Annotated in this window: 11 protein-coding genes; 4 read left to right on the plus strand and 7 right to left on the minus strand. The window is 63.4% G+C overall.

Translation table 11 applies throughout. The features are described 5' to 3' along the window. Positions 1-97: 97 nt before the first annotated feature. The gene (gene ppsA, locus VGD45_RS07380; protein ID WP_331154634.1) at positions 98-2,467 is read left to right on the plus strand and encodes a phosphoenolpyruvate synthase; all 2,370 of its coding nucleotides are present in this window, start codon (positions 98-100) and stop codon (positions 2,465-2,467) included. Positions 2,468-2,512: 45 nt separating this feature from the next. Here ppsA and orn read toward each other — a convergent pair whose 3' ends face one another. Continuing rightward, positions 2,513-3,061 carry an oligoribonuclease gene (orn, locus tag VGD45_RS07385; RefSeq protein WP_331154635.1) on the minus strand — a complete coding sequence of 183 codons (549 nt, stop codon included), beginning with the start codon at positions 3,059-3,061 and terminating at the stop codon, positions 2,513-2,515. A gap of 99 nt (positions 3,062-3,160) precedes the next feature. Here orn and VGD45_RS07390 point away from each other — a divergent pair, with 99 nt between their 5' ends. Together VGD45_RS07390 and rsgA are read left to right on the plus strand one after the other, a co-directional pair. Further along, positions 3,161-4,414, plus strand: coding sequence for a M48 family metallopeptidase (locus VGD45_RS07390; protein WP_331154636.1), 1,254 nt, complete (start codon positions 3,161-3,163; stop codon positions 4,412-4,414). Next, a complete protein-coding gene (gene rsgA, locus VGD45_RS07395) occupies positions 4,411-5,340 on the plus strand; it encodes a ribosome small subunit-dependent GTPase A (protein ID WP_331154637.1) in 930 nt (309 codons plus the stop codon). Before VGD45_RS07390 ends, rsgA begins: the two co-directional genes overlap by 4 nt. Positions 5,341-5,408: 68 nt before the next feature. On the opposite strand, the gene VGD45_RS07400 is transcribed toward rsgA, so the two are convergent. Next, the gene (locus tag VGD45_RS07400) at positions 5,409-6,317 is read right to left on the minus strand and encodes an alpha/beta fold hydrolase (RefSeq protein ID WP_331154638.1); all 909 of its coding nucleotides are present in this window, start codon (positions 6,315-6,317) and stop codon (positions 5,409-5,411) included. 147 nt (positions 6,318-6,464) lie between these two features. On the opposite strand from VGD45_RS07400, the gene VGD45_RS07405 reads away from it, so the two are divergent. Further along, a complete protein-coding gene (locus VGD45_RS07405; protein WP_331154639.1) occupies positions 6,465-7,229 on the plus strand; it encodes a DUF899 family protein in 765 nt (254 codons plus the stop codon). On the opposite strand, the gene VGD45_RS07410 is transcribed toward VGD45_RS07405, so the two are convergent. From VGD45_RS07410 to VGD45_RS07430, 5 genes are all read right to left on the minus strand, one after another. Further along, positions 7,177-7,509, minus strand: coding sequence for a LysR family transcriptional regulator (locus VGD45_RS07410; RefSeq protein ID WP_331154640.1), 333 nt, complete (start codon positions 7,507-7,509; stop codon positions 7,177-7,179). The genes VGD45_RS07405 and VGD45_RS07410 overlap by 53 nt on opposite strands. Positions 7,510-7,515: 6 nt before the next feature. Further along, a complete protein-coding gene (locus VGD45_RS07415; RefSeq protein ID WP_331154641.1) occupies positions 7,516-10,206 on the minus strand; it encodes a TonB-dependent receptor in 2,691 nt (896 codons plus the stop codon). A 15-nt stretch (positions 10,207-10,221) separates the two neighbouring features. Then, positions 10,222-11,265, minus strand: coding sequence for a FecR family protein (locus VGD45_RS07420; protein WP_331154642.1), 1,044 nt, complete (start codon positions 11,263-11,265; stop codon positions 10,222-10,224). A gap of 2 nt (positions 11,266-11,267) precedes the next feature. Further along, positions 11,268-11,783, minus strand: a complete 516-nt coding sequence (locus VGD45_RS07425; protein WP_331154643.1) for an RNA polymerase sigma factor — start codon at positions 11,781-11,783, stop codon at positions 11,268-11,270. 90 nt (positions 11,784-11,873) lie between these two features. Beyond that, a complete protein-coding gene (locus tag VGD45_RS07430; RefSeq protein WP_331154644.1) occupies positions 11,874-13,010 on the minus strand; it encodes a dipeptidase in 1,137 nt (378 codons plus the stop codon). Positions 13,011-13,018: the final 8 nt, after the last annotated feature.

The raw sequence follows: 13,018 nt of genomic DNA on the forward strand, positions 1-13,018 counted from the left end.
GGTTAAAATCCCAAGGCTTTGGTCGCTCGCGACCAGCGTTTCATCGAGTGTTTCATTGATCGGGCCCGCCACACAAGCGGGTTCATGAGGACAGGCCTTGACCGCTTACACAGTACCCTTCGAGAAGCTCGGGCGCCACGACGTCGACACGGTCGGCGGCAAGAATTCCTCGCTCGGCGAGATGATCAGCCACCTGGCCAAGATGGGCGTGAGCGTGCCCACGGGCTATGCCACCACAGCGCAGGCTTATAGGGATTTTCTCGCGCACGAGGGCCTCGCCGATCGCATCTCCAAGGAGCTCGCCGCGCTCGACGTGGACGATGTGGAGAAGCTCACCGAGGTGGGCGCGAAGATCCGTCAGTGGATTCTCTCGACGCCGTTTCCGCCCAAGCTCGAGCAGGAGATCCTCGCCGGTTACGAGCGCATGGGCGGCGGTCGCGATGTCGCCGTCGCGGTTCGCTCCTCCGCCACCGCCGAAGATCTGCCGGACGCCTCCTTCGCCGGCCAGCAGGAAACATTCCTCAACGTGCGCGGCAAGGAAGCGCTGATCAAGTGCGTGCACGAAGTGTTCGCCTCGCTATACAACGACCGCGCCATCGCCTATCGCGTGCACCAGGGCTTCAAGCACGACGTGGTCGCGTTGTCTGCTGGCATTCAGTACATGTGCCGTTCGGACGTGGGCGCAAGCGGCGTGATGTTCACGCTCGACACCGACTCGGGCTTCCGTAATGTCGTATTCATCACCGCCTCCTACGGCCTCGGTGAGACGGTGGTGCAAGGCGCGGTGAATCCCGATGAGTTCTATGTTTACAAGCCGACGCTGAAGTCGGGCCATGCGCCCATCCTGCGTCGTACGCTCGGCGCCAAGGCCATCAAGATGGTGTATGGCGAGCCAGGCAGCGGCGAGCGCGTCAAGACCGTCGATGTGTCGACGGAAGATCGCAACAAGTTCTCCATCACCGACGCCGACATTCTGGAGCTCGCCAAGCAGGCGCTGATCATCGAAGAGCACTATGGATGTCCGATGGATATCGAGTGGGGCAAGGACGGCGAGACCGGCAAGATCTATATCCTGCAGGCGCGTCCGGAAACCGTGCAGAGCCGCGCCGGCCGCACCGTGCAGCGCTACTCGCTGAAAAAGAAATCCAAGGTGCTCTCGAGCGGCCGCTCCATCGGTCAGCGCATCGGCGCGGGCCCCGCTCGCATCATCCGCGATGTGAAGGAAATGACCCGCGTGCAGAGCGGTGACGTGCTGGTCGCCGACATGACCGATCCTGACTGGGAGCCAGTGATGAAGCGCGCCTCGGCGATCGTCACCAATCGCGGCGGGCGCACCTGTCACGCCGCCATCATCGCGCGCGAGCTCGGCATTCCTGCGGTCGTCGGCTGCGGGGATGCGACCGAGACGATCAAGGAAGGCACCGAAGTCACGGTCTCCTGCGCCGAGGGTGACACCGGCTTCGTCTACGAAGGCGCCCTGCCCTTCGAACAAAAGATCATCGAGCTCGATGCGCTGCCGGCCATCAAGACGAAGATTATGATGAACGTCGGCAATCCCGACCGCGCCTTCGACTTCGCCAGCATCCCTCACAAGGGCGTGGGCCTCGCGCGTCTCGAGTTCATCATCAATCGCATGATCGGCGTGCATCCGCGCGCGCTGCTCGAATTCGACTCGTTGTCTAAGGAGTTGCAGCAGACCATTCGTCGCCAGATGAATGGTTACAAGGATCCGGTGAGCTTCTACATCGATAAGCTGTGCGAAGGCATCGCGACCATCGCCGCGGCGTTCGCGCCCGAGCCCGTGATCGTGCGCATGTCCGACTTCAAGTCGAACGAGTACGCCAATCTCATCGGCGGCCGTCAGTACGAGCCGCACGAAGAGAATCCGATGATCGGCTTCCGCGGCGCGTCGCGCTACGTGGATGAAACATTCCGCCCCTGTTTCGAGCTCGAGTGCCGCGCGCTCAAGCGCGTGCGCGAGGAGATGGGACTCACCAACGTGCAGGTGATGGTGCCGTTCGTGCGTACGCTCAAGGAAGCAGAGCAAGTCACGCAGCTGCTGGCCGAGAACGGCCTGAAGCGCGGTGAGAACGGGCTGAAGGTCATCATGATGTGCGAGCTGCCGACCAACGCGCTGCTCGCCGATCGTTATCTGCAGTTCTTCGACGGCATGTCGATCGGCTCGAACGACATGACGCAGCTGACGCTCGGCCTGGATCGCGACTCCGCGATCATCGCCAAGCTGTTCGATGAGCGCGACGATGCGGTGAAGGCGCTGCTGAAGCTCGCGATCGACGCCTGTCGCAAGAATGGCAAGTACGTGGGTATCTGCGGCCAGGGTCCTTCGGATCATCCGGACCTGGCGCGCTGGCTGGTCGAGCAAGGCATCGAGAGCATCTCGCTCAACCCCGATACCGTGGTCGAGACCTGGCTGTTCCTCGCCGGTGGCTCCGCCGTCGCGAAGTAGTCGAGAGCGACCTCCGCGCCGTAAGGCGCGGAGGAAGATCGCGCCTCAGGCGCGCAGAAAATTAGTGCGGTAGTGCTGCAGCTCGCGAATGGAATCGCGAATGTCATCGAGCGCCAGGTGCGTGGAGCTCTTCTGGAAGCTGCTGTACACCTCCGGCGCCCAACGCCGCGCCAGCTCCTTGAGCGTGCTCACATCCAGATTGCGGTAGTGAAAATACCGCTCCAGATCGGGCATCTCGCGCGCCATGAAGCGTCGGTCCTGGCAGATGCTGTTGCCGCACATGGGGGACACGCCCGGCTCGATCCAGCGGCTCAGAAAATCCAACGTCTGGCGCTCCGCCTCCTGGACCGAGATGGTGCTGGCGCGCACGCGGGCGGCAAGCCCCGAGGCGCCGTGCTGACGGCGGTTCCAGTCGTCCATCGCGTCCAGGACTTCGTCCGGCTGGTGAATGGCCAGCACCGGCCCTTCGGCCAGCGTGTTCAGGTGCTTGTCGGTGACGACGGTGGCGATTTCGATGATGTGGTCGCTGTCGGTCTTCAGGCCCGTCATTTCCAGATCGATCCAGATCAGACGGGTCGGGTCACGGTCGGTCACGATAAGCTCTGCCCCAGGTTCAAAGGTTCGGAAAAACGTGTCGTTGCCTCATCATAGCAGCTGACGCTAGAGTCTCCCGCGGCGATATCGAGGCACATAATGCATTGGTTTACCGGCTTGTTTGTATTGCTGCTGCTCGCCTCCACGGCCATGCGCAGCTGGCTCAATCAGCGCCAGGTCGCGGCGGTGCTTCGGCATCGCGGCCAGGTCCCCGAGGCGTTTGCCCGGCAGATCGACCTCGCCGCTCACCAGAAGGCAGCTGACTATACCGTCGCCGGGGCCGCCCTGAACCGCTGGGATGTACTGCTGGATGCGGGCATCGCCCTGGTGCTGACCCTGGGGGGCGGCATCGACGCCGTCGATCGGCTGTGGCAGCCCGCGGGTTTATCCCCCGCCTGGCACGGCACGGCCGTCGTGCTGTCCACGTTCCTGATCGTCGGCGCCGTGGGTCTGCCGCTCGCACTGTGGCGCACTTTTGGTATCGAAGCGCGCTTCGGCTTCAACCGCACCACCCTCGGGCTGTATATCGCCGATTTGTTCAAGAGCCTGGTGCTCAGCCTGTTGCTGGGCGGCCCGCTGATATTCGTGATCCTCTATCTGATGCAACAGGCGGGCGCGCTGTGGTGGCTGTATGCCTGGCTGGTCTGGGTCTCCTTCACCGTGTTCATCACCTGGGCGTGGCCAACGGTGTTCGCGCCGATGTTCAACAAATTCACGCCGCTCTCCGATGAGTCGCTCAAGCAACGCACCGAGGCGCTGCTCGAGCGCTGCGGCTTCGCGTCCAAAGGCGTGTTCGTCATGGACGGCTCGCGGCGCTCGGTCCATGGCAACGCCTACTTCACCGGCGTCGGCCGCAACAAGCGCATCGTGTTCTTCGATACGCTGATCGAGCGGCTGCAGATTCCGGAGGTCGAAGCGGTGCTGGCGCACGAGCTCGGTCACTTCCGACTGCATCACGTGCGCTCGCGCCTGATCCTCTCGCTCGGCATGGGCTTGCTCGGGCTCGCGTTGCTCGGCGCGCTCGCGCAGTGGCCGCAGTTCTATCTTGCGCTCGGCGTGAGCACACCCTCCGCGCACGCGGCGCTGCTGCTCTTCATGTTCGTGCTGCCATCGTTCACTTATTTCCTGACGCCGCTGGGCTCCTGGTGGTCGCGCAAGCACGAATTCGAAGCGGATGAGTTCGCGGCTCAGCATGCCGATGCGCGGCAGCTCGCCGATGCGCTCGTCAAGCTCTATCGAGACAATGCAACCACGCTGACACCGGACCGTCTGCACTCGGCCTTCTATGACTCGCACCCGCCCGCGCTGGTGCGGATCGCGCGCCTGCAAACGCTGGCCACCCAGCGCTCATGAGCGACGCGGCTGAGACGCCCGCGCGCGTCACGGAGTCCTTCGGCCGTCGCGTCATCGTCGAGACTGCGGCCGGCGTCCGGATGCCGGCTGAGTTGTTCGGCAAACGTTTGAATTGCGTGTGCGGCGATGAAGTGCTGATCCGCGGTCCGTCACAAAGCAGTGGCGATGTTGCGAAGGTGGTCAGCGTGTCATCGCGCCGCTCTTTGTTTGCTCGCACGGATAGTCGCGGGCGCACGGAGCCGCTCGCTGCGAATCTCTCGCTGCTCATCGTCATCATCGCACCGGAGCCCGAGCCCGACCTGTACATCGCCGACCGCTACCTGGCGGGCGCCGCGCTCGCGGGCATTTCCGGCGCGCTGATCGTGAACAAATCGGAGTTGCCCGGTGCGGAGGATCCTGACTTTCAGGCCCGGGTAAGCGATTACGAGCACGCTGGCTTTCCGGTGCTGCACGTGTCGGCGAAGAATGAGCCGACCGTCGCCCCCGTTCGCGAATTGCTCACCGGTGCATGCGCCATGCTGGTAGGTCAATCCGGCGTCGGCAAATCGACGCTGACCAACCGGCTCGCTCCAGAATCCGAGCGCGCCACTCGTTCCCTATCGGACTCGACGGGCGAAGGCCGTCACACGACCGTGTCGTCCGCACTCTTCAAGTTGGCGAGCGGTGGCGAACTGATCGACTCCCCCGGCGTCCGCGATTACGCCCCGCCGCCGGTGGAAGATGCAATGGTTCAGGTCGGCTGGCCTGAAATCCTCAAGCTCGCCCCCGAATGCCGCTTCAACAATTGCCTGCACCTCCGCGAACCCGGCTGCGCGGTCACCACCGCCGTCGCCAACAAGGCCCTCTCCGCTCGTCGCTACGAAAGTTACAAACGCCTGCTCAACATCATGCGGGGCCTGGCGCCGGAATACGAACGTCGGCGCTGAAAACGAATCGGCCCGCGAGGGCAGCTGTTTGCTGCCGACGCGGGCCGTGTTGCACCTGACCGCGAATGTTACTTCGGGTAACCGTTGAGGAACGGCAAGGTGGTCGACACGAGACCGGGCGAGTACAGGATGTCGTAGTGCGTGGCGTTCGGCAGGATGGCGAGGCGATTCTGCGAAAGGTTCTCGCGCATCCAACCCGCATCCTTCAAGCCGCCGCCGAGGATCTGATAGAACTTGATCATGTGCTCCGGCCGATACATGTCGCCATCGCCGAACACGAGCATCACCGGCATCTTGAGCTTCGGCACGTCAGCCGAGTAATCGTAGTCCTTGCGCATGAAGTCGCCGATCGCTCCCAAGAGGCGCGGGAACTCATCCGGCTTCGGCGCCACCTTCACGTACGACTGATACATCGGCGTGTCCTTCATGAACGCCATCGCATCCGCGTTGATCGTGTTCTGCTGCGCGCGAATGTCTTGAAAGAAGCCTTCCGACGCATAGCCGGCAGACAAGAGCACCAGACGCCGCACATACTCCGGATGCTGTACAGCCAGCCGGAAGCCCACCCCGCCGCCCAATGAGTAGCCGAGCACATCCACTTGCTTGTAGCCCAGCTTCTCGAGAATGCCCTTCATGTCATCGCCCATGCCTTCCAGGCTGAACTTGCGATCGCCGAGCGCCGTGCGGCCGTGACCTTGCAGATCCACCGCGATCACCTGGCGCTCTTGAGCGAACGCCGGCAGCACCGGGCCGAACATATCGATGGAGCCGAGGCCGCCATGCAGGAGCAGCAACGGCTCGCCCTTGCCGCGGATCTCGTAGTAGTAATTGAGGCCGTTCAAGGCAACCCGCCCCGACTTGTCGGGCGCTGAGATCGCGGGAGCCGCGGCCGGCGCCGGCTCGCTGTCGGCCAGCGTCGAAAAAACGGGAGCCATCAGCGCCACGGCGGCCAAAGTCTGGGTCAGCAATCGCTTCATTGTCATTCTCCAGTGTCGTTAAATGTGCGTTCCTGACCCAAGGACGCCCCCACTTCGCGCTTTCCGACACTCGAATCGAAAAAATTCGTCGGGAACGACGCCGCCCCGCCAGGACTTCAGGTTCAGCGATCCGCCAGGAGAACGGCCATGGGTGTCACCTTCCCGAACGAGTCCGCCGAATATCGCAGTGCCCGCAATGCGCTTCTCGAACAGGAAATCGCATTGCGCCGGCTGACGGAGAGCGTGGCTGCGCACCGTCGTGCGCTGCCTGCCGGTGGCAAGATCCCCGAGGATTATGAGTTCGACGGATTGGGTGCGGATGGCAAGCCCACAAAGATCAAACTCTCGGCGCTGTTCCGCGACGGCGCCGATTCGGTGGTGTTCTACAACTACATGTTCCCGCGTCACAAGTCCGATACGCGGGAGCCCGCCACCAGCGGTGAGACATCGCAGCTGCCGACGCTGGAACAACCCTGCCCTTCGTGTACCGCGCTGATCGACCAGCTCGACGCGGCCGCTCCTCACTTCGAAGCGGCGGGCGGCAACTTCGCGGTCGTCGCCAAGGCCCCGCTCGCGCAGCTGCTTGGTGTCGCGCGCGATCGCGGGTGGAAACACGTTCGTCTGCTGTCCTCCGCCCATGCGCCAAATTTCCGGCGCGACTATCACGGTGAGGACGATGAAGGTCAGCAGTTGCCCATCACGCTGGTATTCAAACGCGGCCGCGACGGCGCGATCCGTTTCTTCTGGGCCTCGGAGCTCATGTTTGCTCCAAGCGATCCCGGCCAGGATCACCGCGCCGCAGGCACGCTCGAACCCCTCTGGAACCTATTCGACCTCACGCCGGAAGGTCGGCCCGAGTTCAACGAACAGCTGCAGTACGACTGCTGCCAAGATCACGCTTCGCGGAACTGATGGGCGTGGGTGAGCGCTGAACCGCCGCCGAGGCTTGCGCAATCTGCTCGAGCGCCGGTGCGACGGCTCGTGCGTAAGTGCGAGCAGTCTCGGTCGCAATCACACCTCGTGCTCGCCGCACGAATAACGTCGCCCCGAGAAACGCTTCGAGCTCCTTGATCGTGCGACTGACGGCCCCTGGGCACACGCAGAGCTCGCGGGCGGCGCCGACGAAGCTCTCGTGCCGAACCGCGGCCTCCAGCACGCGCACCCACAACAACGGCGGCAGATTCATTCGCATGGACACCTACCAACGTTTGGTGACGGACGCCGAAACGAAACGCCCCATGGCGTCGGCGTTGAAGACATCGAAACCCACTGGAAACAGCGGCGAGATCGCGCGCGGCGGCTCGCGGTCGGTGACGTTGCTGACCCCGACCGCGATGCGCGTGCCTTCCAACAGCGAGGACTGAGTGCGCCCGTCGAAGTCATAGCTCACATTCAAATCGGCCGTGGTCCACGAGCCGATCGGCACATCGATGGCCTGGCTGTCATTCACGTAACTGTCGGCGTGATTGACCGCCACCGTCGTGCTGAGCCCACCTCGGATCCAGGTGCCCATCAGGCGAAAACGCCAGTCGAGCGGCTGGTTGTAAGTGTCGACCACCTCGAACCGTGGGGTGTCCTCGGCCAACGAGGTCAGGATCTCGCCCAAATGGGTGACATCGAGCTGCAGATCGAAGGCGTCCCGGGCGAGGTTGAATTTGTATAGCAGCGTGGCGTCGAACCCTTGCAGCTCGGTTCGGGCGGCGTTTTGCTGCCGCAGATCGTACAGATAACGCACGCCGGTCGAGCCGATGCCCTCCCAGTCCATGAACACCCAGCCTTCGGCCAGACGGTCGGCCAGCCAGGCCGCCGCCGCATCGTCGGGGATCTCGGAGATGAACTGGCCGAACTCATCGCGCCGGGACAGCGCGCCCTCGTCATAGGGGACGGCCTCGATGCGGTTCGTATATTCGATGTGGAAAGAATTCAGCGACAGTTCCAGGCCTTCGAGGCTGCGCGGACGGAACGTGAAACCCAACGCGACGTTGTCCGACTCCTCCGCCGTCAACTCCCGGCTGCCGTTCAGATAGAAGATCGGAATGAGATCTCCGGCGCCGCTGGGATCGAACAAGTATCCCGAGGAGATCTGCACAGGCCGGCGCACCAACGCCTTCTCCGCGACGTTGGGTGCTCGAAACGAAGTGCTGTAGGTGGCTCGAAGATCGAGGCTGTCCACCGGCGTCCACACCACGCCGAACTTTGGATTGAAGGTGCTGCCGAAGTCGGAATAGTCGTCATGCCGACCGGCGAGCGACACATCGATCCGTTTGGCCCACGTGAGGTCCTGTTCCGCGCCGACGATGGGCACATACAATTCGGCATAGAGTGAAGTCACATCACGCGTGTCGTCCGCTCGCACCTCGAAGCCGGTATTGGGCACGGTTCGATAACGCGTGGAGATCAAGTCATCTTTGCGATACGAGCTGCCCACCGCAAGGCGCATCGGCCCGCCGGGCAGCGCGATGAGCGTGCCGTCCGCTTTGAGATCGCTCGACCAGGTGCGGTACTTGTCGCGATAGTCCTGGAGCTGATCGGTCATCTCGCCCGTGTCCAGCCACCAGTAAGTGAAATCGCTATTGGTTTCGACGCGGGCGATCGACCCATCCAGCGAGATCCGCCAATCGCCGGCAGGCTCGTAGCCCAGACTCAGCCCGGCGCTCCATTGGTTGGTATCAGGCGTCTGCTCTTCCAGATAGCCGTGCATGGTATTGCGAACATCGACCTCTTCGTACGAGTACGTGAAGTGGGTCGCGAAGTCGAAGTTCGCCGGCAACTGCTGATCGAGAGTGAACACCATCGTGCCGAGCTTGCGATGGGGCAACAGATCCGAGGGCGTCTCCGCGCCCGCCTCCAGAATGTAGTCGCGGTCTTCGATGGAGAGATTGCTGCGCCGATAGTACTCGGCAATGAACAATGCATTGCCACTCTCCCAATTCGATCCCGCCATCTGCGACACGCGGTGCTCATCGAGCGAGCGATCGGTGGTCGCGCCGTACTCCCAGCCTGTCTCGGCGCCCTGGAAATCCTTGCGCAGAATGATGTTGACCACGCCGGCCACGGCATCCGCGCCATAGATCGCCGAGGCCCCATCGGTCAAGATCTCGACACGCTCCACCGCCGACATCGGGATCGTGCTCACATCCACGAACTGTCCCTGCGCCGAGGGCGCGACGCGACGACCGTTGATGAGTGTCAGCGTCGCGACCGATCCCAATCCGCGCAGGTTGAACCCCGTGCCGCGCGTGAGATTCTGGCCAACGTTCGGCGCCATCCCGAACGCGGCGACTTCCGTCGCGCCGGAGGTGCCGCCTTTGAAATTCATGGGCAGCGAGCTCACCAGCTGCATCAGATTGGTGAAACCGGAGCGCTCAATATAACGCCGATCGAGGACGGTCACGGGCGCTGTCTCGTTGAGCACGCCGCGAATGTGCGAGCCTGTGCTGATGACTTCCTCGATGATGGAGTGACCAGGGGCGACGGGCTCGTGAGTGGTGCGCGCTTCAGACCGCTCGGCGGCCCGCGCGATGCGCAGAGGCTTGGATCGTGGCGGCGCGGCCGCCGTTTCATTCGAAGTGGCCGTGACATCTTGCGCCGGCGGCGCCGGATAAATCGCCAAGGTCCGCGGATCGATGCGTTCGAAGGTCAGCCCGCTCGCCTTCAACAATAGCTTCAGCGCCGCTTCGGCAGTCAATGTGCCGGACACCTCGGGCGCGGTGTGGCCTTCCGCAATCTTGGTGAAATACGAGATCTGCAGTCCGGTCTGATCGGCAAACTGGCGCAGCGCCGACTGCAGCGAGGCGCCGCGAATGTTGAACTCATAGGTGGGATCGGCCAGCGCGAGTTGCGTCACCAGCAGCAGAGGAGCCATCAGTGCAACTGCGCGCCTGTCCATGATGATGCTCCTGCGCTACCTGCGCGGCGTGAGAACGATGGTGTCGTTGTTCACCTGGGCCGGCTCGATGACGTTGGCGCGCTCCAGAAACCGCACCAGCGCCTGCGGGTCGTTGGCATCGAATACGCCGCTCAACTGCTCGGCCGATAGCGCCGAGTCCTCGAGCACGATCTGCTTTTGGTTATAACGGTTGAACTCGGCGACAACCTCGGACAGCGGCTGGCCTTCGAACATCAGCCGTCCGGTCTTCCACGCGGTCACCGCCGCGAGATTCGACACCGGCGTCGTTTGTATCTCTTCCGAGGCGACATCCGCTCGCATGCCAGCGGAAACGTGCAGGGCGTTCGCCGGTACATCGACCGTCGCAGCAAGCCGGATCTGATCGACGCGGGCCACGGCGACCTGCCCTTCGATCACGGTGACCACCGTGTCATCGGCGTTCCTGCGCACGAGGAAGGACGTACCCACGGCCTGCGCAATGGCGCGATCGCTCAGGACACGGAAAGGACGCGCTGGATCCCTTGCAACGTTGAACAGGGCTTCGCCTCTCACGAGATCCACTCGACGCAACGTGTCGGTCAGCTCGACGCGGATCGCGGTGTTGGTGTTGAGCGCGACGGTCGAGCCGTCGTCCAATCGGATCGTGCGTTGCTCGCCGATGTCGGTCGCGTATCGCCCCGCTACCAGCGTCTGAAATGAGAAGAACGCCGCGAGCGCGAGCACCGCGCAGGCAGCGATGGCCGCGCCGAAATGCCGACTGGAGCGTCGCTTGACCAACGGCGGCGGCGCAGCCGCACCGAGCGCAAGCTCAACGACATTTCCCTCCTCGACCGCGAGCAGTTCCTCGATGTTCAGGGTCCTGCTCCGATCGACGTCGGCGAGCTCGGCCCACGTGCACTCCAAGCGCAGATATTCGCCGAGGTGCACCGGCGAGCGCTTCAGCCAGGCGACGAACGCCCGTCGCTCCTCCATCGATACATCCGGCGAGCTGAGCCGCACCACCCACTGAGAGGCTTCGTCGATCACGGCCTCAGCCGCCTTGTCGCGCGCGCTGTCCATGACTACTCCTCCCCGTCCATTTGCTTGTGGCAGGCCGCGAGACCCTTGGCCATGTACTTCTTCACCATCGCCACCGACAGCTGCATGCGCTCGGCGATTTCCTGGTAGGTCATGCCGTCGCGACGATGCATGAGCAGCACGGCCTGACATTTCGGGCTGAGCGTGGCGAGCACCTGTCGCAGCTCGTGCAGCCGGTCGTTTTCTTCCAGCAGGTCGGCTGGATCGGCGAATTCCGCAATGAGCTGCTGCAACTCTTCCTCCGAGTGCTGCAGGCGATTGCGGGCGAGCATCCGCCATTCGTGGGCGGCATGGGCCGCGAGATGGATCACAAACGAACGCGGGTTGCGGATCAGCCCCACATCATCCATGCGCAGCAGGCGCAGATAGACCTCCTGCGCGAGATCCTGAGCCACGTCGCCGTGTCGGAGCCGCGAACGCAAGAAGCGCAGCAGGTCGCCGCCGACATTGGCAACGAGGTCCTGAAACCAGCGCTCGCGACGATCGGGTTCGGTCTGCAAGGGGCGCCTGGGCAAGTTGATGAGATGTTATTGGCAATGACGGGCTGACCCGCCGCCAAAGGCTACCGCAGCCGCCGGGATTTTCCTGCCTCAGCCCCAGATTTCAGTGAGCACGCGGGCGAAGTTGCCGCCGAGGATCTTCTGGATCCGGGCGTCGGAATGGCCACGGGCCGAGAGCATCGCGCCGAGCGTCTCCAGACGCCGCGGATGATTGAGATCGGGAATGAATGTATACAGATCCGCCGGGCGACCCTTCTCGAAAATCCCGCCCTCCACCATCCCGGCGATCATCGTGCGGTTTTCGGCTTCGAACTGCGGGGTTCGGTCGATCTCGTTGACGCTCGAGTCGGTGCCGATGCCGACGTGGTCCTCGCCGCAAACATCGATGGCGTGCTCGATGTGCGCGATCACATCCACAGCCATGGGCTGTTCCAGTTTGCGCAGATACGGCCAGAAGATGATGCCCGTCACCCCGCCACGATCGGCCAACGCCCGGAGGATGTCGTCGGGTTGATTGCGCGGCAGATCGCTCAGCGCCGCGCAGCCGGTGTGCCCGATCAGCAGCGGCTTTTTCGCCGTCTCGATCGCCTCGATCGTGGTCCGCCGGCTCCCATGCGCCAGATCGACCACGATGCGCCTGGCCTCCAGCGCTTCGATCATCTGGTGACCGAAATTGCTCAAACCCGCATTGCCCGGCTCGGTCGCGCCATCGCCCACCAGATTGCGACGGTTGTGGGTGAGTTGAATCACGCGGACGCCGCGCCGATGGAACGAATCGATGCGGCTCAAGTCCTCACCGATGGGCGAGGTGTCCTGAAAACCGTAGATGACCCCGACGCGTTTTTCTCGATGGGCACGACGCAGATCCGCGCCGCTTCGAATCGACGTGAATGTCTCGGGATGCTTCGCGAGCCGGCTTTCCCAGAGCTGCAACTGGCGCTCGCACTTTTCGGCCGCCTCGGCGTCGAACCAGAACATTCCCTGCGGCGCAAGGGTCACATTGATGGCGCTCAGGCCGCTGGCTCGAACTTCGGCGAGCTCGGTTGGATCGAGGGATTCATCCGCGGCGCCGGGCCACTTGCCGACGCCAGCCAGCATATCGATGGCGATGGTGTCCGCGTATGGCGCCCATCGCAGATGCTCGCTCCTGCTCGCATTCGACGCAGGCGCGAACGCCGCCACCATGGCTGCGGCGGCACTGCCTACCGTGAACTCTCGCCGGTTCATTTCCCCAC

The organism is Steroidobacter sp., from assembly GCF_036402275.1.
Classification (GTDB): domain Bacteria; phylum Pseudomonadota; class Gammaproteobacteria; order Steroidobacterales; family Steroidobacteraceae; genus Steroidobacter.